13 protein-coding genes are annotated in these 23,341 nt (G+C 30.6%); all 13 read left to right on the top strand.

Annotation, left to right across the window (positions count from 1 at the left end):
- Positions 1 to 496 precede the first annotated feature (496 nt).
- Positions 497 to 1,252 (top strand): polysaccharide biosynthesis/export family protein, encoded by a 756-nt coding sequence (locus KM029_RS05840; RefSeq protein ID WP_144072375.1) that lies wholly within the window; start codon positions 497 to 499, stop codon positions 1,250 to 1,252.
- 1 nt (position 1,253) lies between these two features.
- A complete protein-coding gene (locus KM029_RS05835; protein WP_144072374.1) occupies positions 1,254 to 3,623 on the top strand; it encodes a polysaccharide biosynthesis tyrosine autokinase in 2,370 nt (789 codons plus the stop codon).
- Between the two features lie 101 nt (positions 3,624 to 3,724).
- Positions 3,725 to 4,447 carry a hypothetical protein gene (locus tag KM029_RS05830; protein ID WP_144072373.1) on the top strand — a complete coding sequence of 241 codons (723 nt, stop codon included), beginning with the start codon at positions 3,725 to 3,727 and terminating at the stop codon, positions 4,445 to 4,447.
- A gap of 532 nt (positions 4,448 to 4,979) precedes the next feature.
- The gene (locus tag KM029_RS05825; RefSeq protein ID WP_144072372.1) at positions 4,980 to 5,501 is read left to right on the top strand and encodes a Pvc16 family protein; all 522 of its coding nucleotides are present in this window, start codon (positions 4,980 to 4,982) and stop codon (positions 5,499 to 5,501) included.
- Between the two features lie 273 nt (positions 5,502 to 5,774).
- Positions 5,775 to 6,641, top strand: a complete 867-nt coding sequence (locus KM029_RS05820) for a hypothetical protein (RefSeq protein WP_144072371.1) — start codon at positions 5,775 to 5,777, stop codon at positions 6,639 to 6,641.
- A 197-nt stretch (positions 6,642 to 6,838) separates the two neighbouring features.
- Positions 6,839 to 8,323, top strand: a complete 1,485-nt coding sequence (locus KM029_RS05815; RefSeq protein WP_144072370.1) for a phage tail sheath family protein — start codon at positions 6,839 to 6,841, stop codon at positions 8,321 to 8,323.
- Between the two features lie 25 nt (positions 8,324 to 8,348).
- A complete protein-coding gene (locus KM029_RS05810) occupies positions 8,349 to 8,810 on the top strand; it encodes a phage tail protein (protein WP_144072369.1) in 462 nt (153 codons plus the stop codon).
- Positions 8,811 to 8,903: 93 nt separating this feature from the next.
- Complete coding sequence (locus tag KM029_RS05805; RefSeq protein ID WP_158630968.1) at positions 8,904 to 9,080, top strand: hypothetical protein; 177 nt, start codon at positions 8,904 to 8,906, stop codon at positions 9,078 to 9,080.
- A gap of 9 nt (positions 9,081 to 9,089) precedes the next feature.
- The gene (locus KM029_RS05800) at positions 9,090 to 11,750 is read left to right on the top strand and encodes a hypothetical protein (protein WP_144072368.1); all 2,661 of its coding nucleotides are present in this window, start codon (positions 9,090 to 9,092) and stop codon (positions 11,748 to 11,750) included.
- Between the two features lie 5 nt (positions 11,751 to 11,755).
- Positions 11,756 to 14,782, top strand: a complete 3,027-nt coding sequence (locus KM029_RS05795; RefSeq protein WP_144072367.1) for a WD40 repeat domain-containing protein — start codon at positions 11,756 to 11,758, stop codon at positions 14,780 to 14,782.
- A 20-nt stretch (positions 14,783 to 14,802) separates the two neighbouring features.
- The gene (locus KM029_RS05790) at positions 14,803 to 15,936 is read left to right on the top strand and encodes a hypothetical protein (RefSeq protein ID WP_144072366.1); all 1,134 of its coding nucleotides are present in this window, start codon (positions 14,803 to 14,805) and stop codon (positions 15,934 to 15,936) included.
- Positions 15,936 to 19,775 (top strand): contractile injection system tape measure protein, encoded by a 3,840-nt coding sequence (locus KM029_RS05785; RefSeq protein WP_144072365.1) that lies wholly within the window; start codon positions 15,936 to 15,938, stop codon positions 19,773 to 19,775. Before KM029_RS05790 ends, KM029_RS05785 begins: the two co-directional genes overlap by 1 nt.
- Before the next feature lie 16 nt (positions 19,776 to 19,791).
- Positions 19,792 to 23,340: a baseplate J/gp47 family protein gene (locus KM029_RS05780; protein WP_144072364.1), complete on the top strand. Its 3,549-nt coding sequence runs from the start codon at positions 19,792 to 19,794 to the stop codon at positions 23,338 to 23,340.
- The last annotated feature ends 1 nt before the right edge of the window (position 23,341 follow it).

Genomic DNA, 23,341 nt, shown 5'->3' with positions numbered 1-23,341 from the left:
AATTAGGTCTAGCATGTTTAAGAAGTGTCATCATCTACAACATTATATTGAAAAGCAACGTAACGCACATCTCAAAACGTCCTTGAAGACAAAAGCGTAAAGAATTTATGAAGTGTAATCGATTAGAGGAATTCACTGTTTGAGGCTTTAGCCGAGTTTGAATTACTCCGATTACACGAAATAAATTTAGCTTTTAGCTTCACAGACTAGCTTTTTTTGCTTCGTTTTTTCAGCAATGGAAAAAATGAAGAACAACAATGTTTTTAATTTACACCCAAGCTTTGTACATTTGAACGAAATACATCTAGTGCATTTTTTAACAAACAAACTATTACATCTTAAACTCTTGAGCTTGAACGATATAATTGTTTTTTATGCAGAATGTATTCATTAAATAATGCCGACAATTTTTTCTAAGCGAAATTAACAAATTAACAAATTGAAAAAATATAAATATTTCTATATACTATTTTTTACCTACTGCCTTTCGAGTTGTGTGTCAAATAAGAAATTGACTTACTTAAAACATGAAGGGGAATTAAAGGAAGAAGTTACGTATGACTCCGTATATAGAGAAGTACCCTCTGTACCAATGGCTTTAAACACATTACGCCCATTTGACCAGATTTTGGTAGAAGTAAAAACTGTTACTCCTCCTGAATACAATCCTTTTGCGTATGTAGAAAGTATAGGAGGTAATAATATAGCGAATATTCAACACCCAGAACAAGGAAGTTTATTAGGCTACACAGTAGATGAAAATGGTATGGTTGACTTGCCTTTAGTAGGGGAAATGGAATTTGGAGGCTTAACCTATACACAGGCTGAGAAGAAGTTAAAAGAAGTACTTAAAGGTATGATGGATCAGCCTGCTGTACGTATTAAATTGTTAAATTTTCGCTTTTCTGTTTTAGGAGAAGTAATGCGACCAGGTATTTATGGTACATACTCAAGAGAGATATCAGTTTTGGAAGCAATAGCTAAAGCTGGAGGAGCAAAAGAATTTGGTAATAGAGCGAAAGTAAAATTATTACGTAAGGTAAACGGACAAATGCAAACGATTTATTTAAACTTAAATGATGAGTTGTTTATAACAAGTCCGTATTACTATTTACAGCAGGAAGATGTATTGGTTATTTTACCAATCAAACGTCGTCCTACATTAGAATATATCCAAAGAAATGTATCAATAGTAGCCTCAATTACTGCTGCAATTGTTTCTATTGTTACCTTAATTACAGTGAATAAATAAAATGGATACTCCATCTAATACTACAAATTTTCAGCAAGATCCTGAAGACAAGGCAATCAAAGATTTTAAGAAGTGGTTTTACCTTTGTCTAGAAAATTGGAAGTGGGTAATACTTTCGGTAAGTATTGGCTTGTCTATTTCTATAGCCGTAAGTTTATGGCAGACCAATCGATGGTCTATTTCTACAGAATTGGTTAAGAAATCGACAGAATCTAAAGGAGGAGCATCTTCTAATTTTATGTCGATGTTACCAATAGATGCTATGGGGGCAGAATTTAGTAAGCTGAACATTGAATATGAAAAGAGATATTTCACCTCAAGAGAGATATTAGTGAGTGTTGTAAAGCAATTGGACTTGAATGTACATTACTATTCGAAGAAATTTGTAAAAAGCAATGAACTTTATAAACAAAGACCTTTTACTCTTATTTACGATGATAAATCTTCATGGGGACCCTTTAATGGTACATTAGATGTAGTTGTAAGTGAAGATCAAAAAACGTTTGAGTTGCAATCTTCAGAGGACTCTATCATGCATTTTTTTGATACGAAACAATTTACTTTTGGGAAAGAGAATGTGATCAATGGTTTTATTTTTACACTCAACAAAGAGAATGTAGATTTAAGTTATTATCCTTCTCCCTCAATAGCATTAAGAACACCCTATGCTGAAGCAAAAGGCCTTCGTAAAAGTCTAAATTTCGGGATATTAGGAGAGAAAAATACAGATTTACCTTTGATACAGGTGAAGACAGAAGGGCATATTCCTGCTAAACAGATTAATATATTATCTACTTTAGTCGCTACGGTACAAGCGGAGGATATTCGAGATAAAAACTTTGCAACAAAACAATCTGCTCAATTTATACAGGATCAGCTTTCTATTATCTCTGATTCTATGCAATTGATTGCCAATCAGGTATATAAGTTGAAGACACAGAATACTGAATTGTCTGGAGGCGCAGAGTTGGTGTTTGAAAAGATTTATAAATTAGATGAGAAGCGTAACGAGTTAGAATTAAGTATACGTTATTGTAATTACCTCTTGGAAGAAATGAAAGGAGGTTTAAAGGATGAAGTATTAATGCCGGAAGCTTACGGTATTTCAGGTACACAGCTTACAGATATGTTAAGTAAGTATTCTGAAATGAAATTAGAAGATGCACTGTCAAATGTCCGATTAAAGAAATCTATTTTATACCAAGAAGAAGCTGTAGAACGTAAAAAAGCAATGAAGTCTTTAAAGACGAAAATTGCAGAGGCTGTATCAAGTACTAGAAAAGCACTTAAAATTCAGTTAGATGAATTGAATAAAGAGCTAAAAAAGTCGATTCGTTCTACAAATACATTATTGTCTGAAGAGAAGACACTGACCGATTACCAACGCTTATTTGAGACACATGAGCAGTTATTTAAATTGTTATTAGAAAAGCAAGCGGAATATAGTATACGTGCAGCAAGTACAATTTCAGATTATACAATGTTGTCAGTTCCTGAACCTAGTGAATTTCCAATTTTCCCGAAAAGAAAATTAAATGTTTTAATTGGGTTAATTTTAGGATTATCCTTTCCTTTAGGAATTTATTATGTTAAGGTGCTGTTTGATACCAAAGTTAGAGAAGAGTCAGATATTGAGGAAATTACCGATAAACCATTTATTGGAAACATCTCTACAATAAAAGAGTTTGATAAACTGATTGACCCAATGACAAGGTCTTTGGCTGCAGAAACATACCGAAACTTTAGAACAAATTTACAATTTTTGATAGGGGACAAAGAGAAGTTTTCTTTATTGTTTACCTCCTCTATAAGTGGAGAAGGAAAAAGTGTGACCTCTGCAAATCTTGCAAACTTCTACACAACATTAGATAAAAAAGTAATATTAATTGGAGCCGATTTAAGAAAGCCAGTATTAAAAGACTTTTTCCCTAAATTAAACGATAATGTAGGCCTATCTAATTATTTAAGTTCGGGTAATAATGTACAAGAATATATTCAGAAGACGGAGAATTCACAATTAGATGTTCTACTTTCTGGGTCTATTCCTCCGAACCCAACAGAATTACTACAAAGCAAAAAGATGAAATTATTGTCTGAAGAATTAAAAGAACTATACGATATTGTGATTTTTGATTCTGCTCCTGTAGGGATTGTTTCAGATTCTAGAAAATTAATGAGTTATACAGATCTCGTTTGTTACGCAATACGTCAGGATTATACTCCTAAGGCTCAATTAGAAAGGTCATTAAGTGGAATTTCTGGAGAAAATATTAAGTTGGCATTGTTTATGACTGATGTTAATATGCGTAAGAAAGGAGGTTATCAGTACTCTTATTATGGAAAAGATTACATTTCATATTTAGAAAAGTAAATAAATATATCACTTTTTAACTTAAATAGATTAAATTTAAGGATTGATCTAACAACAATAAAAAAATAACAACGGCAGGTTGCTGCAATTCGAATATAGTCATGAAGAAAATACTACTATTATTAACTTTCTGTTTATCTGTGCATTTAGGGTTTGCCCAATCACACCGCACATTAAATTTAATTGAAAAAACAAATTATACCTTAATTGGTGGTAATATTGGTGGAGCTTATTACTCTGGAGCATATGCTAATCAAGCATTTACAACTATTGATCTTGGTAGTATACGTCCTTCATTAACTGGTTATATACAAACAAAGTTTGCGAAAAGGTGGCATTTTCGTTTTCAAGGTTCATGGGTACAGATAGGTTCTAAAGATAACTTAAGTACAAGTGAAAACTTTGGAAAAACAGCATTTAGAACCAATATTTTTGATTTTACACCAATGATGATTTTTGATATTGGTGTTAATAAGAAAAATAAATCTAGAGGGGCTTATAAAAATAGAAAGAGTAACCATTGGAATTGGTATTTGATGGCAGGTACTGGTCTGTTTGCAGCAAAGGTAAATAATTATATTGAAGAGCAAGCTAATGGAAATATAGGAAGTTCGCATTATAAAGTGGGGGGGACATTAAATGGTGGATTAGGTGTGCGTTATGCTTTAAAAGAACGTTGGATCTTAAATGCTGAAGCACTGTTTAGAATGTCTACAACTAATGATTTAGATGGAAAAAGTAGTCAATTATTACCAGTAGATTTTTATGTTACTGGTCAAATCGGTGTAGCTTACAGAATTCCTGGTAGACGTTTTATGCGTTAAATTGGAGTTTGAAAGATATATAGAGAAGCATCTAGCAGTATTGTACTGTTAGGTGCTTTTTTTTGCTCTTTTTTGAAATTATGAGTTGTGGATATTTAGTTTTGCAATTTGGAATTGTATATCATTAGCTTATGCCTTAATAGTTGATGGATGTATAATCGTTACTTCCTCTTGAAGTTAGTTGATGTACTATGGCGTTGAAGGTTTACATTCATACAATTTCAGAAAAATATTTACAGTAAATTTTTCTCTGAAGTGTCATTGAAATGTTATATTTATTGCATTTAGAGTCTGCTTGTGCAATTGTTCTTTTAATATCTTTTCGCTTATGTTAATAAGAAGAGATTGGTTGTTTGTTACTTATGTGATCTTGATAAAATACTATTCATAGTGTCTTTTTGGAAAATACTACTATTGAAAAATATTGATTAATATATTGACTTTTAAGTTTTCTTCAATACTTTTGGATTAGCAAAATTTCAACGCAAAATTCTAAAAACTAAAACGATCTAAAAACAAACTAAATTGTATCATGTTATCACAATTAATATTTTTTTTGGAGAATGAAATCTCAGATTTTATTTCATCCAAAAGAGATTCTTCTTTTGAAATTGTATTAGGACCCCCAAAAAATAAAGAAGACTTAAAAGCTATCGGTAATGATGGAAAAACATTACTCTTAATTAATATTGTAAATCTTGTTGAAGAAGTTTTTGGAGGTGTTCAGGCAAATGGAAACTCTACAACTTTAAATGTAAAGATCATGATTTCAGTATATAATGAAGATAATTACTTAGACTCCTTAGGATATCTATCTGATGTTATTTCATTTTTCACTAAGCACTCTACTTTTACTCCTGAAAGTGGTCCTGGTATAGAGGGGTTGATGAGATTGAATTTTAAGGTCTTTAATATACCAGATAATGATTTGTCAACTATGTTTTTAAGTATGGGGGTGGAGAAATTACCTTCTGTTATTTATGAATGTAGGTTAGCAACTATTAATACAACATTAGCTCCTTCATTAAAACCAAATCAACTTTCTGGCTGGTAAACGCTTAATAATTCGATAAAACTAACTTAATAATTATCAATTATTCTCTTTTTCTAACAACTATTTTAAAAGCTGATAAACTAATTACCATGTTTCATTTGCATACTAGCAGCAGCTTATGCTGTCTGTACTATTTTGTTGTTACAATAGGACTAATAAATAATAATTCATCAGCGCATCCTCGTAGTGTTGAATTAAGTAAAGTTGAATCAAAATTATAAAGTATCAATGTCTTTTTGAAGTTTCATATACCATACTTTACGTACTACAGTTTTGACAACTCAAAGCAAACTAACAATAATTAAATTTTCACCTCTCTTTGGTATTAATCTTAATTATTCAGAAAAATCAACTACTGATAACGATTTTATTATTCAACCTTTTAAAGGAACAGAGATAATATTGGATCGGTTAGGTGTTGATTATCAATCTATAAATAACACTTTTAGGAGTAGTTTTTTTACAGATGATATTGAAAGAATTAAATATACAATTCAAGAAATGGATGACTTTTCTCTCTATTTTTCTGTGTCGTATGTGGATATAGCTTCTTATTATTTGGGTGATTTTCCTTTGCCAGCAATGGATGAACGATTTTTTGTGTATGAGGCAGCATATTCTAAAAACAAACAAGACATCTTCTTTCAAAAAGAATTTAAGCTGAGTGCTAAAAAAGATATTTTTGATGAAATAGGTATAGCTTCCTTTCCTAAAAGTATGAAGTCAAAGAACTCCATGTTTGGTATTGTGAAGTTGAGTAAAGAAAGTGTATTGGAATGCATTATTCAATTAGAGAAGAGTGAGAAGCCATGGTTATTAGACTTTAGAGTGAATGAAAGGCAGTTGCACTGTAAATATGTACTGCTTGATAAAGCACCTACTATGTGTCGTATTATTGATGCAGAAGGTAATGTACACTTTCATGCATCATCAACAACAGAAGATGACGGAAGTATTGCATTTCTTTCAAAAGAAAAAATGGTAGCTACTCCACTTTCATTTAAGGGGAAATCGTTCCGACTAGAAGTAAAAGAAAAAAAAGGATGGAAAGCAATAAAAACAGGTTTGCCTTCACCATCAACAAAAAATCTAAGGTTTGAAAAGAATACAAATACACCATATTGGTTAGTATATATTTAGTACGTCTAAGGTCTTATGTTTATTTAAAGCAACTAAAACTCAATTAAAATGATTTGTCTAAATTTTAGCCAATAATTCTAAGTTGTTTTTCAATGAAAGTTATGCATTAGAATTTTGCATAGAAGCATTTTGATCAAAAAACTGTACTCTTTTTATAAGTTAATTATTAATTCATAACGTTAAAACAACAGTGTCTCATGGCAATTAGAATTGCAACGCCAGGTGTTTACATTCAAGAAAAGAATGCATTTGGAAACTCAATTGTAGCGTCGCCAACAGCGATTCCGGCTTTTGTTGGATATACCGAAAAAGCCGAAAAAGAAGGGAAACCTATTATTAATGTCCCCACATTGATTGACTCCTTAGAAACATTTGAAACTTTCTTTGGTAGAGCTTGGGTACCTACATATTCACTTAAAAAATCTGAAGGAGCAGCAAACGATGTTACTCTTGGAGGAAACAAGTACTCTTTAGTAACTGAGGAAAGCCGTTATTATTTGTATGATAGTTTAAGACTATTTTTTGCAAATGGTGGAGGTAGAGCTTACATAGTTTCTACAGGTGTTTACAAAGAAGAAGTGGATAGTGATAAGCTTATTGGAGGGATTCGTAAGCTAAAAACAACAACAGAACCAACTTTACTAACTGTTCCAGATGCAGTAGCCTTAACACCACAGGGTTGTGCAGGAGTGCAGCAAGAGATGTTACTACATTGTGAAGGAAGTGACAACAGATTTGCTGTTTTAGATGTTCAGGGCGGTACTACTGCTAGATCTTATGATGAGAACGATACTATTGATGCATTTAGAAATAACCTTGGAAATGTAGGCTTAAAGCACGGTGCTGCTTATTATCCTTGGGTAAATGCTACTGTAGTTTCTGATAAAGAGTTTTCTTATTTGCAGTTTGCAGAAATAGAAGAGTTAGTACTTCTTTTAAAAGAAGAGGCTGCTTCTATTCATGAAAAGGAAAGAAAGCAACAAGAAGCTATTGCTGAGATTGATAAGTTAACTGCAGTAAGTGGTTTTGATGCTGATCTTCACCAAACTTTAAAATCGATTTCACCTCTTTACAAATCATTGATGTTTTCTTTTGCGGATAAACTAAATGTATTGCCACCATCAGGAGCAATTACAGGAGCTTTAGCAAGAGTAGATGCTGTAGAAGGTATTTGGAAAGCACCAGCAAACGAAGGTTTAGGAGGTGTTTTTTCTCCAGTTATTTCGATGACAAATGAAGACCAAGAAGATTTGAACCTTACATTAGGAGGTAAATCTGTAAATGCTATCCGTACCTTCTCAGGAGAGGGAACAATGATATGGGGGGCAAGAACACTAGATGGTAATTCTCAAGATTGGAGGTATATCAATGTTCGTAGAACGATGTCATTTATTGAATCTTCTGTGAAATCAAGTGTGAAAAGCTATGTATTCCAAGCAAATACACCAATGACATGGGTTTCTGCAAAAGGTGCGATTGATGCTTTCCTTACGAATTTATGGAACCAAGGTGCATTAGTTGGTACTACACAAAACGATGCCTTCTTGGTAGAAGTTGGTTTAGGATCTACGATGACACAAAACGATGTTCTGGACGGTATGATGAAAATTAGCGTTAAAGTAGCTATTTCTAGACCTGCAGAATTTATCGTTCTTACATTCCAACAACAAATGCAATCATAATTAACAAATAAACTAATAATTCATCATGGCAACGGAAGGAGCATATCCAATTCCTAAATTTCGCTTTAAAGTAGAAATTGAAGGTTTAGAATTAAGTGCACAAGAAATTACTGGCTTAGAATCTGAAATCGAATTTATTGAATATAGAACTGGAGATCATAGTAGTGATACTAAAATGAAAATTCCAGGCTTACAAAAAGTAAGTAATGTTACAATCAAAAAAGGAGTTTATAACGGTGATAATGAACTTTATGATTGGTTTCAGGAAGTAAAGGATAGTAAAAATGAAGCAGGTTCTTTTGAAGAAAAGAAGAGACTAGTGACTATTATTCTTATGGATACCATGGAGAGTCCGGTATTTAAATGGACGCTAACAAGAGCCTTCCCAGTGAAGCTGTCGGCACCAGATTTGAACGCTGAAGATAATGCAATTGCTATCGAAACAATTGAGTTAGCACATGAAGGGTTAACGCAAGAAGCGGTGTAATTGTAGCTAGAAATTATTCATCAAGCACTTGATAAGGAACAGTGTTTCTATCAAGTGCTTTGATTGATTTACAAGTATCATTCTATTAAGAAAATGATTGATCAGAAAGACCATAAAATCACAATTGCATTATCAGTTGAAGAATTACAATTGATAATTGGTGGACTAGGAAAATTACCTTTTGAGAAGGTTTATCAATTAATAGGTAAACTAAACGAAGAAGCAAATAGCCAAGTGGTACAAAAAAATAAAGAAACACTTAACAGTTAATGCCAGAAAATGGGAGTTTTTAAAAATTTAATTCCTTTTGATGTAATAGAAGAAGCCAACCCTTTTAATTTATTTAATAAAGGGAAAACCTATCTTTCTAAACTACAAAATGAAAATTGGACAGATCATAGAACACATGATCCTGGGATAACTTTGCTTGAATATTTATCATCAAGTATCACAGAAATGTGTGTGAGATCTAGTGCTAATTTTGAGAATTATTTAACCTATGCTCCTTATAAATCTGCGATTCTATCTCAGAAAGAAGCATTTTCTGTTTTACCTGTTACACCTAATGACTTAAGAAAAATACTTATTGATGAATTTATTGAGATAGAAAATATTTGGGTTGAGTTAGTATCCTCAGAGATGACCTCGTTTGAAGGACAATACCATTTAGTGGTAAAGTTTAAACCCCAATATTTATCTCAAATTGATAAAGACACATTTCTTTCTAAAATTTTAAATTATGCTCAGGTTTTTAGAAATTATTGTGAAAGGGTCAATTCAATAGAAGAAGTAAAACAAACCAATGTTGATGTTCAGGCAGATTTAGAAATTACCACAGACACTTCTGTGGAAGAAGTGCTTGCAAATGTTTTATTTTCTTTGAGTAGATATTTCTCACCTTCAATCAAAATAGAATCGTTTGAAGAACTACAAAAAGCAGGGAAAACAACTTCTCAGATTTTTGAAGGGCCCAAATTAAAAAGAGGTTTTATTCAAGAAGATCAATTACACGAAAGACAATTTACCGTACTTACCTCTGCTATTATTCGTAACTTGATGAACATAGAAGGGGTTGTTGGGGTTAAGAATTTAAGTTTAATTGTAGAGGGGAAAAAAGAAAATTCGCTATTAAAACTTAATGATATCATTCCCGTATTTCAGGAGTCGGGAGACCATCAAATCGTTTTTTATAAAAATGGAATTGTTTGTACTCAATTTGAGTATAAGAAAGTGTATGCGTTACTAGATCAAATTAAAGCATCACACGAAGGATTCTCTCAGGCACTTACGTTTAGAAAGAAGACCAAAAAGAACATACAGAATAAACCAATTCCATCATTATTTTTATCTCCTTTAAATATTGTAGATAACTTTCCTCTCATTTATGGTATTGGCGCTTATGGCTTGCCCTCTACTTCAAACCATGAAAGACGAAAATCAGCAAAAGACTTTAAAACATTTGTCAATTTCTTTGAGGGACAGTTTAATGAGTTCTTTAAGCAATTATATGATCTTCCAAAGCTATTTTCTGCAGATGGCTTATTGATGGATAATGATGAATTATTGATCTCTTCACATTTTGAAAATGTGCAGAAGAAAAAAGAAATATTAGATTATCTAATTGAAGTACATGGGGAAAGATTTGAAAACGAATTGATTACTTCTTTCTCCTCGTTTTTATCGCAAAAAGAAATTGATCAGAGACTTATAATTTTTAAAGCATCATTTTTAAAATATATTCCTCAGTTTTTGAGCTCAAAATGTAGTGTGAGGCAAGTTGATACAGCTATTGAAAAATGGGGGATATCTTCTTTACAATTAAAATTGATGCTAATGATGGGTGTAGGCTTGAATAAAGATCACTCTATTCGTTTAGATAATACGCCATTTTTTTACAAACAAGATACATTTTTTAATAATTTATTCACTCCACAAGGAAAACAAAAGAGGTATCTTTCATTGCAAGGAAAAACTTTTGATTTTATAGATATTGATACACCTATTTTAGAGGAGCAGGTAAATTTTGAGGCTATTTTTTTAAACTGCATATCCTTGGATTTTATCCACCAATGTTTAAACCCTGAAAATTTATTTGTTGTAGAAATTCCTACTGAAACTACAATCGCTTTTGAAATAATTTATTATTCTTTTCAGCAAAAGAGTTTTATAAAAGTGGCTGATTTTGCTACTTGGGATAAGGCGGAAAGTACAGCAGTTCAATTACACCATAAAGTTATTGAGATAAACAATCATCTTGAAACTTTTCATATTGTAGAGCATTTAGACCTTCAGCCCAATATTGAAGAAGAATGTTTTGGAATCTATATCAAAGACGTTAATAATGAGCTTTGTATGATGACAGATGCATCGTTAAATTTCAAGAATAGAGAAATTGTTCTAGACAAGCTATCTACATATTTTAAAGAGAGTTCTCGATACGATGTTGAAAGATTGAACAATGGTAATTTTAGAATTGTATTTAGAATACCTGAATTTAACATCAATTTTATTGGTATTAAAGAGAATGAGTCTGTGCAGAAAGTGCATAAAATTAAAGAGGAGATAGAAGAATTTCTATCTGATAAATATGAGGTAATCGATGTAAACAACAAATACGAAAGACATATTACTTTAAATTATGCAACAAACTCAAAATTAGCTGTGGAGAGAATTATTGAAAGGTTCTTCAATTTTTCTATTTCAATGGTTTTTCCAAGCATTTCAAAACGCTTTAGTAATTCTGAATTCCAAGTTATAGTACACAATTTATGTAGAGAAGAAGTACCTGCACATATACAGGTGAATACACAATGGTTATTACCTACAGATTATAAAGACTTTGAAGCTTACATCTGTCAATTACAAGAAGATGATGCTACAGAGGTGAATAAAATTGAAATTCGAGATAATTTACTGGCTCTTTTACATAGAAATAATTAACAAGTATGGAAACTAAAACTAGAAATATAACAGCACTAGAAAACCCTTTCTTAGGTTTACAGCCTTTTACAAGAGATAAAAGTTATTTGTATTTTGGAAGACAAAAACATGTAAATGAAGTTGTTGATAAGTTAGTAGAAAATCGTTTTTCAGCGGTTCTAGGCAAATCTGGTATTGGTAAATCATCATTTATTTTCTGTGGTATTTTTCCATTATTAGAAACTAAATTAAACCACGATATTTATACATTTACTCCGGGTACTATTGGCCCCTTAGTAAAGTTAATTAATACTCTCTTTAATTATGAATCAGATCAAGTAAAAAAGCAAATTTTCCAGAACTTATTGGTTGATGTAACTACCTTCTTTGACTACTATAAAGTAAATAATGAGACTGTACCAGTACTATATGTTGATCAGTTTGAAGAATTATTCAGCTATGACAATAGAGATGGGAGCATGTCATTAGAAATAGTGAAATTTGTTGAATTACTTGTTGTTTTAACGAAAACAGATAAGGTACAGTTTCATGTATTATTGACAATGAGGTCTGATTTTATTGGTAATTGTGCGGATTATCCTGCTTTGACTAAATGCATAAATCAAAGTCAGTTTTTGATTCCTCAAATGTCTATGGAGGAGAAAAAAGAAGCCATAATTAACCCTCTGAAATATGTTGATGTTGAAATAACAGAAGATTTACTCCAGTTAATTCAAGAAGAACTAGGCAATAAGCAAGATCAACTTCCATCTATGCAACATGCAATGATGAGAACTTTTGAAGTTTGGCGGAAAGAACAGTTAATAGCTGAACCTGTATCTACAAAACATTATACAGCTGTTGGCGGTATTAAAAATAGCCTTTCTATACATGCAAATGAGATTTTCAATACATTAAATGATGATGAAAAACTGATTTGTGAAAAACTATTTAGAAGTATTACTACTATTAACAAAGAAGGTAAAGGGATTAGGAACCCCTCTTCTTTAGAAAGAATAATGCAAATAATTGGTGTTAAAGAGGAGGAAAAAATTCTTAATGTTATTACTACTTTTAGAAAGAAAGACCGTGCTTTTCTACAACCTAGGGAACATGTTGAAATTTCTTCGAATTCAGTTATTGATATTACTCATGAGTCTTTAATGAGATCTTGGGAGTTATTAAAAGAATGGACTGTTAAAGAAACAGAGTCTATTAAAAGGTATGTAAAACTTGCAGAAGATGCTCAAGATTTTCAGAAAGGAAGCAGGTCAAGATTAAGGCAGCCAGAGCTACAAATTTCATTAAATTGGAGGGAGTCGCAACAACCTACCTATGAATGGGGAGTAAGGTATCATTCCTCCTTTGAACGAACAATGGAATTCTTAACGTTTTCTGAAAAAGAAGAAATTAAGGATCTTGAAAGAACCAAATTATTACAGAAAAGAAGAAATCAACTCTCCCGAATTTTGGTTGTCATTTTCTTATTTTTAGGAATTGGTGGTGTACTATTAGGAGTACATGCTTATCAGAAAAGTAAACAAGCCGAACTTAAAAAAGAGGAAGCAGAAAAATCGAAGAAGGAGGCCTTAGCATCTCAAAAGAGAGCAGAAGAGAGTAGAAATATTGCAGAAGACGAGAAAAATAAAGCACAAGCAGAGAAAAAGAATGCTGAGAACGAAAAACACAGAGCTGAACATGCACTTTTAGTGGCTGATGAAGAAAAACAGAAAGCACTTAAAGCAATGCTTCAAGCAGAATTATCTTTTGCCGAAGCTAATGAACAAAAAGAACTAGCCAATAATGCATTAGAAAGAGCAACAGTAGCCCAAATAAATGCAGAAAGTGCCAATTCTAGAGCCAACAGACTCCAAAATATATCTACAGCACGAGCGATGGCTTTAAATTCTTATCAATTAGAAGATAATGAAATCAGGTATCTTTTAGCAAAACAGGCGGTATTGGGTTATATGAATAATAGAGGAGATGGTTATGATGCGGAATTTTATGCTGCTTTTCATATGGCCACAAAAACTATACTTGGAGATACTTATAATTTGATGGATACTGAAAGAGGTATGATTACAGATTTTATCAATACAGGAAAATTTATGTCTGTAATTTCTTTTTCAAACAGTATAAGTTTATATACGAATGATGTTAAGAATACCATCGATTTAAAGAGTATCGTAAAAGGAATAGCAAAACCAATTAGCGATACAAAAATGGTGTATTATGATTATTCACGGTCTTTATATGAGATGAACTTAGATACCTATGAGGTTAATTTATTAATTAGTTATATTGCTGACAGTGAATTAGTTGGCGTATTTAAAATAGATGAAAACCACTATTTATCGATTGATGTAAGTGGAATTGTTACGCAATGGAATAAAAATGAAAAGAAAAATTCGTTTGAACCAACAATAGTAGCAACACCTTTCTTAGAAGGGAAAGGGTCATTAACACGATCATTTTATGATGCTGCTTCAAAACATATTTTTATAGCAACTGATAAAGGGTATGTTTTTGAGTTGTCATTGTCAGGAAAACAAGAAATTTCAAACATCTACATTGACCAAGATACCCCAATTTGGGCATTAAATGCAGATAATAATACGCTATTTGTTGGAACAGAAAAAGGTGAAGTTCAAAGATGGGTGAAGGAAAATAAAGAATGGAGGAAGAACTTCAGTAGCGGTAATCATAAGGCAAGAATTAATGAGATAGCTGTACATCCAATACATAAAAACCTTATTGCAACTGCAGGTTTTGATGGAACTGTGAGACTTTGGGATATCGATAGACCTAAAAAAGAAAAAATTATTGTAGAAGAAAAGGTGTGGTTTTCATCATTAATATTTTCTGATGCTGGGGATTATCTTTATACAGGAAGTCAATCCGGACAATTAAAAAAATGGCCATTAACTATTCCAATGCAATATAGAGACCTTTCTACAGCCAATAAAGATTTCTTATCAAATGAAGATTGGAGCAAATATGTGAGTAGTGAAATTAATTACGATTCTACCTTCTTTATTTTATTTAATTAATAGCGACAAACTCTAATACAATGAATAAACTAATCATCTTACTTACTTCTCTATCGTTAATAAGCTGTTTAAATCAGAAAAACGAAGTGGTTGAAGAATCATTGCAATTTTACAGTAGTGATGGTAATTTTTTAGGTAGACATATTGAAGAATGGGAGAACAATAGATTAATTTCTGGAGTAATGAATGAAAATTCTTCAGCAGCGTCAATTCACTTTTTAGAACCTAGAACATGGATAAATGGTAACGGTTTTTTTTCTATTCTAAATGAGCAAGGAGAACAAATTTCTAGCTATATAGATGAACGACAAGGTTTAGTGTATTCGCATGCAATTCCAGATCAGTCGAATGTATTTGGAGTGGGAACTTTTGAGAATAAGTTCTTATTTGCAATGTTTAAAAAAGAAGGTGATAATTGGTTAATAGTCAAAGAAAAGACTTGGTTAGCTGCTGAATATACATCTGGAGTAATTGATTTAATAGAGAAAACCGGTGACAATTATTTTGTTCAAGGTAGAGTAGAATTGACAAGTGGTAAATCTAAAATATATTTTGCCTCATTAAATAGTAACGGAGATATTCTTTGGGAGCGTATTCATGAAAGACAATCAAGTTATGTGTTACCTAAATCAATAGATTATAGAGATAATAAAGTAAAGATATTTATTTGGGAATATGCAAATAATGAAGCAAGGGTAGAGATTGCAGAATACACAATTAATCCTACAACGGGGTTGATAGAAAATATTTCTTATGGTTCTAATGATCAACATTATATTATTGATGCTATTAGCACTACTTATGGGTTAGTAATGATTGAAAGAAATGTTGAAAGTAAGGACAAGCTTTTTTTATTAAAAGAAAATAACCAATGGATAGAATTAAAATTTGAGACTACTAAAGATAAGTTAAGAGATATTATAGGTAAGGAAGATTATTTTATTGTTTCCTCTATTGATGATAGTTCAGATGAGTTGACATTCCATGCTATAAATATTAATGCGAATGGAGAAATTCTTTCGGAGCGTATGTTTAATAATACAACGAGTAGTTATATTCTAGATGTCGCATTTATAAAAAATGAAGAGCTGTATTTCACAATGACTTCTTCGTTGTTAAAGTTCAAATATGTAATAGAATTTAGAACACAATAATGGAAGAAGTATTGTCTTTAAATATTGACTATAATTCTAGTTCAGCTGTAGATGAATTACTTATTAAGCAAGATCTTTCGAGTTTTATAGAAAATCAGCTTACAGAAGTAATTGCTGGAGAAATAGAATTATACAAAAACAAAGCATTAATTATAGAATGTATAGATATAGAGGTTGATGCAAATTCTGTGTTTGAATATAAAGAAAAAACACTAGAAGTAGTAAAGAATGCAATACATCAAAGGTTACATCAGTTGAGTATTGACCAAGAAGGTTCTTCTACTATTAAAGAGTTGACAGAAAAGGATATAAAAGAAGAACCGCTTTCAATAAAGAACAAGGATGAAGTTGAAAGATTATTTTACTTTTCATTTTATGGTATAACGGTATGGTTTGAGAAAGAAAAGTGGTTAAAGAAAATTCAAAATACACCTTCATTATTAATTAAATTAGTTGATTTTTATAAGCGTAGAAATATCAATTTTATTCATTTTTATAAATTTATTCAAAGACATCAACTTGAAACGTTTTTATTTCAACTGATTGCCTCTGAATCAATTGTGTATTCATTGATAAAGAATTCAACGTTCACAAAACCACAATTTGAGACGATATTTTCTAAATATTACACTGATGAATCCATTGAAGTGTCGATTTTAGAAATCATGTTAGCAAATGCTAGAAGTTTTGATAGAAAAAGTATTCATCAGACATTCACCAAGTTATTAGCGGTAAATACAACATGGTCTAATGAAAGTATTTCTTTAATTATAGATTACTATAAAGTTTTAAGAGAAGATGGGGGAGATACGTTAAATTATGCAGATACAATTTTAGAGTATATTAGTTTATACCCTATCAATAAAGTAAATATTTCTATTAGCGATCAACTTTATTTTAAAATCAAAGAAAACCTTTCTATTGATGATTTATTGAAACACTTTTTGATTACAGAAGATAAGGTTATTCAACTATTATCCCTATTGTATTTAAAAGTAAGTACAAAAGAGTTTAATACCTTGATCAATAATAGTAAAGATAAATTTATCAGTGTCTTTTCATTTATTTTAGGAACTAAGGTACATAATACAACAACGTTATTATTATTAAATGCTTGTTTAAGGGAATACAATAATAAAAAGAATGTATCTAAAGGGTTGGTTTCCCTGATGGTAGAGGAGTTTAAAAAACAAATAATTATAAGGTTTGATTCTCTGATGAATCAATTTATTCATTCTCCTAAAAGTGTTGATATTCAAGAATGGATTGAGCTAAAATTAAACTATGAATTTATAAATGATAGATCATTTTCAAGATTATTTATTGATAAAAAATCACCTGAGAAAATCGTCTATTTTTCTATTCTATTACGTTATAATTATGATATTGGTGTTGAAAAAATATTAGATAAAACAACTATTGGTTTACTAAAAAATAGTACCTCAACAACTAGTAAAACGACTTTACGCTTATTGAAAGAATGTATAAAGGTGTTTAATAGTAACAAAATTACGCCTCAAGCATTGGCTTCTTCTATGAAAGAAGAGTTTAAAAAGCAGCTAGTAAAAAGGTTTATTTATTTAAAGGCATTATTTATCAGCAACCCCAAAAATGTTCCTTTTCAGGAATGGGTTGATCTAAAAATAAATTATGAGATAATAGAAAAAGGCTCGTTTCAAGAATTAATTACTAAGCATCTAAATGCTGATGAAGCACTTTTTTTTATTTTATATTTAACAGTTTCTTATGATGCAAAGGTTGAAGATTTAATAGGGCAAGCCAAAGGTGAAAATCATTTAGAAGGTTTATCAAAAAGTGAGACAAGAGGTGTTTATCTCGCATCGAACCTACTAAAAATGCCTATTGCTGAAGTGATAAATCGTTTGTCAACCTATCAAAAAAATAATTTAATACACCTCGGTATTAAAGATATAATTAAAGAAGATATTAATTTATTTGTTGAAAAAACGAATAGATTATGGCACTCATTTATTGCTGCTCCTTTGCAGATAAAAGCAAGAGAAAATAACATATTGGAGATCGTTTATTCTGGTGTGTTGTATGTATTTAACTTTAGATATGAGAGTAATCAAGTCGAATTTCTAGTAGCATTAAATGCATTTATTTCTCACAAGACTATCGGTAGGTTAGAAAAAGAATTAAAAAGTATTTCAGAAAAGCAAGGAAATGATTTTTCTGCAGAAATTAAAGCGCTGACAGATCGTATTACAATTAGTCTAATTCATGATATAATTAAGCGCTCAACGGGTAAGGTTGAATTATTAGGAGCTTCGCTTACGATTGAAATTGTAGCAAAAGATTTGGTTATCAGAAATGTAAAATTGAAAGAAGTAAGCTATTTTAATTTGACAGCCAACGAAAAAGAATGCTATCTATTGATAAAGAAATTAATTTATTTAGAAAATGAAAACGTTGATGTAAAGGTTATTATTAAAGAATTACATCAGTTAGTAGGTGCTTTTTCTAGCTCAAATATTAAAAGTATTGAGACATTATTAAGATGGGTTTACCCAACTACTGATTCAATTACTATTGATAAACTCTTTGCTACTAATAACTTCAATCTAACAATTGCTGACAGTGAAATTACTATCCTGTATAAAGACTATAAGGTTAAAATAATAAATAAGAAGAATGGTTACTTTATACAGTTAGATGTTTTTAATGAATTGAAAATCATTGAACAAATAATAGATGCCTTTACTGTATATAAAATAGTAGTGGATTTTAATCACTTAATCAAGCACCTTAAAAAGATTAATTCAATTGCTGATAAGGTTGATTTGTTATTACCAAATACATTAATAAAACAAGAAGAGTATGAAATAGAATTTTTAGTGGATTTAGTAATCAATAATTTATCAAATAGTATAACTGCAGCTCAATTTGAAATTTTGTTACAGTATTTTAATACAAAATCACTAAAAGAATTGGCCTATTTAAATAAATATTCAATTAGACAAAAGAATATATTATTTAGTTATTTAAATTTACGATATACTAAAAGCATTAGTGAGACTATTGAGAAATTAGAAATTGAAATTAATGATGAATTTTCAAAACATTTTTCAATAACTCTAATTTCGAAATACATTAAATCTATTCAAAACATACTTTTTTTTAAAGCTAAAAATGAAATAAAAATATCAAGAATAAAAGACGCAATAATAACTATTCTACCAAATATTAATTTTTCATATAATAGAATTTTCACTATTACATGTGAGCTATTAAAACTAAACTATACAAGACAAGAAACTATTACGCTAACATCTCTAACAAAAGATGTTGAAAAAACCATTAAAAAATGTGCTATAAAAATACCAAATGCTGGATTGGTAATAATCGCTCCATACATACAATTATTTTTTAATAGGCAGGGCTTATTAAAAGAAAATAATAAGGCTTTTAAAAATGAAAAAAGCTTGCTTAAAGGTGTTGCTTTATTACTCTACATAGCGCATAAAAATGTTTTAGTAGAAGAAGAAAGTCAACTTATTTTACCAAAGATATTGTGTGGATTAAAACTAGAAGAAACAATTTCGATAGATTTTAATCTAACAGATGATGAAAAAGAAAGTGCAGACTTTTTATTATCAACAGTTATTGAACATTGGTCTTCTTTAAAGCAAATGGAGCCAGATAGTTTAAGGGTAATGTTTTTTATAAGAGAAGGGTTATTGACTTTAAACGATGATTGGACTCTTGAAGTAGAAAAAGGGACCTATGATATTTTTGTGAAGATGTTACCGTGGTCAATTAAGATGACCATGTTACCCTGGATGGATAATAAATTAAACTGTAAGTGGGGTAAGTAAAAGAAATCAGTAAAAAATGATTTATAACGGAACTAGTCAAGAAAGTAGAGAGCTAACAAATTTAGTTAACAGAGACCTACAACTAAACGATATTGATCTAAGGGATACTTTAGTGCAGGTTTTTAATACCCTAAAGGAAGGAGACGCACAAGGGTATCGTTATTGGTATAATATATTATTTTCTGAGATAAGTATTTTAGCTGATTTAAAATATTTTGATATTGAAGAATACCAAAAGATAAATATTAATGCTTATCATAATTTTACACAGTTTAGAAGAAAGGAGAAAAGAGAGAAATATTTAAAGAAAAATATAGATACGTTTACAGTATTACTATCCTATTTTAGTAAGTGGCTTACTGGTTTTATCACAAAAGGCTTTTTTGAAAGTGAATTATACCTTACAATTTGTAGGTTGTTGAATACACCTTCTGTTCTCTCGGATCTCTCATTTATTTATTATCAAAAGAATAGTGAACGTCAATTTATAAAACATAAAACACCAGAGTTTATAGTCAACATTTTTATACTCCTTGATTATAAGTACGAAAATAACGAGAGAAACTTTCAAGAAGATGAAGAAATAGACTTTCTAGCAGAAGCTTGCCATAGATTGAATACAGTATTTATCGATTTGTTTTTTATGATTAAAGGGAAAAGTGATCAATACTATTCTTTTTACATCGAAAATTCATCTCAACAACCGCACATTGATTTAATGATGACTTATCAGCATTTGTATAAATACCCCCAAAAAATGCTGAATAGTTTTGCAAAAAGATACCTTAATTTATATTTCAATGATGTTCTAGAAGAGAAACGTCATTTAGAAAAAAAGGACTTTGCTTACCTCACATTTGGGCTAAATGATGGGATTCAATATGCTAAAATTCATGCAGGCACTAAGTTTATAGCAGGAACAGATAGTCTAAGAAAGAATGTTTATTACTCATTAGATCATAATGTTGTTCTTACTTCTTCTGAAGTGAAAAAAATAACGGTTAAGAATATTGAGTTTAAGGAAATTGGAACAAAATATCCGATTAATATTGTAAGTGCTGTAAAATCATTTGAACAGCCATTATTAGAAGGAGAGTTGATTAATTTACCCTTGTTTGGTAGCGACGGTTTAGAAAAACAACCTATTAATTTTTATGTAAGCGACCATGTGCTTTTGTTAGATAATGGCGATAGAGAAGTTGTTTTTACATTCCATTTGGATGCAAAATCAATGAATAGACTAGCCCATTTAATTTCTAATGTAAAAGAGGCTACAGGTTGGAAGGGCGACTTACTTTTTAATAATATTTTTGGAGATATATTTACTGCAGAATTTACAGGACCTGAAGGGTGGGTAACAGTCAAAAAAATTACGTTTTTAACGACTAAATATACTCCTACTTCATTGGCTTTTAAAGTTATCATTAAGGCTGATGAAGATAGTGTAGTAGGAGCAAATAAAGTACTTCACGCTATTAATTCATTTACTGATAAACCTGTATTTAAATTTACATTAAACACTGAAACCTATTTATTTGGTTATTCATTTTTATCAGAATTAATTATCGATAGAATAGTTATAGATGTAAATGTATTGGGGTATTCTGGGTTTAATGTATACAATCATGATGGAGAGTTGGCTACAAATGTTCCTTATGCAGCATGGGGAAATCAGCCGGTAAAAGGCAACTACATTGTATTAGGTAGTAATGAAGTTTTCTATAAAAATTTAAACTATTTAGATATTGATTGTCATTGGTACAATTTACCTTTTCATCCAAATGGGTTAACAGGCTATTATGAAACATATGAACAAGAGGAACTTAAAAACTCTAAGTTTAAGTTAAAACTAGAAAGATTGAAAAATGGTAAGTGGATCTATTTAGATACTTTTTCAATGTTTAAAAACCAAAGGTCAACATCAAATGAGGAGGTGTATGATATTGGGGCGTTATCAGACTTAACTTATTTTCATGATATTGAATATGTAAATGCACCTTCTATTGATGAAGTAAACCAAGATGATTTACAAAGCTTTTCGAATTATTCTAAAAACGGTTATCTAAAATTTACACTAGAAAATCCAGAGGTAGGTTTTGGTCATGAGGTATATCCTAAACTATTAATGTCACAAGTAGGGCAAAAGTCATTCTTTACTTTCTGGAAGAAAAATAAAGTAAAAGAATATTCGGTGCCTTTTGTTCCTTTTGTAAGTAAAATTACTGCAAATTATTCTGCTAAATCGACAATCATTTTAGATGAAAAAATAAAGAATGTAGATAGAGTGGCAAAGTTTGGTTTTAATTACGGTACTAATAAAGTTGTAGAAACAGTTACTAAGCAGCACCTTTTTCCTAAAATTGAAATGGGGATTTCAATAGAAATAGAAATTGCTAATGCATTTAAAGGAGATATTATTTCACTTTTATTCCAACTGAAAAACAATTCTAATGAAGAGGAGAAAAGGAAAGCAAACAACTTAATATGGGAGTTTTATAATGGGGGTGAATGGGAAAGTATTGCCGAGTCAAACATTTTAAGAAATGAAACTGATAACCTCACTAAAACAGGTATGGTGATATTTAAAGTACCTGAAACTTTTAATGATAACTCCACATCAAAGAGTATATGTATTAGAATTCATTTGGCAGGTGAACAACAAAATGATATTGTCATTGAAAAGATTTACTCTAAGGTGGTAGAAGTAGTGCTTAACTTACCAGAAGAGACTTCGCATTATGACTACGGAAAAGTACTATCACCAAATTCAATTTCTAGGTCGTTATCAAAGATACCAGGTATTAGATCAATAGAGCAGCCTTTACCTTCTTTTGGAGGTAAGAGTTTAGAACGAGAAAACGCTTTTGTAAATAGAATATCAGAAACAATTAAACATAGAAATAGACCTGTAACTACATGGGATTATGAGAAAATTATCCTTACAGAATTTCATGAAATAAGTCAGGTTATTTGTATTCCTGTATCAGAATTTAATAACTCTTTATTGATTGTTATTATACCTGTTTCTGAAGAAAAGTTTCCTATTACAACCAATGATTTATTGAAGCGTGTAGACCGCTTTCTAAAATCTATTACATCGTCTCATGTAAAATTTGAGATATGTTCTCCTTTGTATGAAAAAATTAAAGTTAACGTTTCGCTAAGCTTAAAAGTAGGGTATACCCAAGGTTTTTACTTAGAGGAGATAAATACTAAACTAACCAATTTTATCAATACTATTTCCTCATCTAATTCAAATCGATTTGTTTTAGGAGGGAAATTACATTTATCAGATGTACTAAGCTATTTAAAAACAATCCCATATATCGATGGAATTAAACATCTTTCTTTAGTTCATTTAATTAAAGATGACAATAATAAATTCAAGTTAATTGATACTGCTCAAGAAGATTATAATGAGAGCTTTATTTTAGCATCAAAGCCTTGGAGTGTACTTACTTCTTCTACCGATCATGAAGTTTATCTAGATGATCAAAAGAATGATAAAGCAGGTATTAATAATTTAAAAATTAGTACTGATCTGATTGTAAACTCTTATAACTAAA

The sequence above is a fragment of the Flammeovirga kamogawensis genome, from assembly GCF_018736065.1.
GTDB classification, from domain to species: Bacteria; Bacteroidota; Bacteroidia; order Cytophagales; family Flammeovirgaceae; genus Flammeovirga; species Flammeovirga kamogawensis.
This window is presented reverse-complemented; position numbering and strand designations above follow the sequence as displayed.

Bases quoted from the DNA above. Each gene is read 5' to 3' on its own strand.
- KM029_RS05790 (WP_144072366.1), top strand. From the start codon at position 14,803: ATGAATAAACTAATCATCTTACTTACTTCTCTATCGTTAATAAGCTGT.
- KM029_RS05825 (WP_144072372.1), top strand. From the start codon at position 4,980: ATGTTATCACAATTAATATTTTTTTTGGAGAATGAAATCTCAGATTTT.
- KM029_RS05800 (WP_144072368.1), top strand. From the start codon at position 9,090: ATGGGAGTTTTTAAAAATTTAATTCCTTTTGATGTAATAGAAGAAGCC.
- KM029_RS05805 (WP_158630968.1), top strand. From the start codon at position 8,904: ATGATTGATCAGAAAGACCATAAAATCACAATTGCATTATCAGTTGAA.
- KM029_RS05780 (WP_144072364.1), top strand. From the start codon at position 19,792: ATGATTTATAACGGAACTAGTCAAGAAAGTAGAGAGCTAACAAATTTA.
- KM029_RS05785 (WP_144072365.1), top strand. From the start codon at position 15,936: ATGGAAGAAGTATTGTCTTTAAATATTGACTATAATTCTAGTTCAGCT.
- KM029_RS05795 (WP_144072367.1), top strand. From the start codon at position 11,756: ATGGAAACTAAAACTAGAAATATAACAGCACTAGAAAACCCTTTCTTA.
- KM029_RS05835 (WP_144072374.1), top strand. From the start codon at position 1,254: ATGGATACTCCATCTAATACTACAAATTTTCAGCAAGATCCTGAAGAC.
- KM029_RS05815 (WP_144072370.1), top strand. From the start codon at position 6,839: ATGGCAATTAGAATTGCAACGCCAGGTGTTTACATTCAAGAAAAGAAT.
- KM029_RS05810 (WP_144072369.1), top strand. From the start codon at position 8,349: ATGGCAACGGAAGGAGCATATCCAATTCCTAAATTTCGCTTTAAAGTA.
- KM029_RS05830 (WP_144072373.1), top strand. From the start codon at position 3,725: ATGAAGAAAATACTACTATTATTAACTTTCTGTTTATCTGTGCATTTA.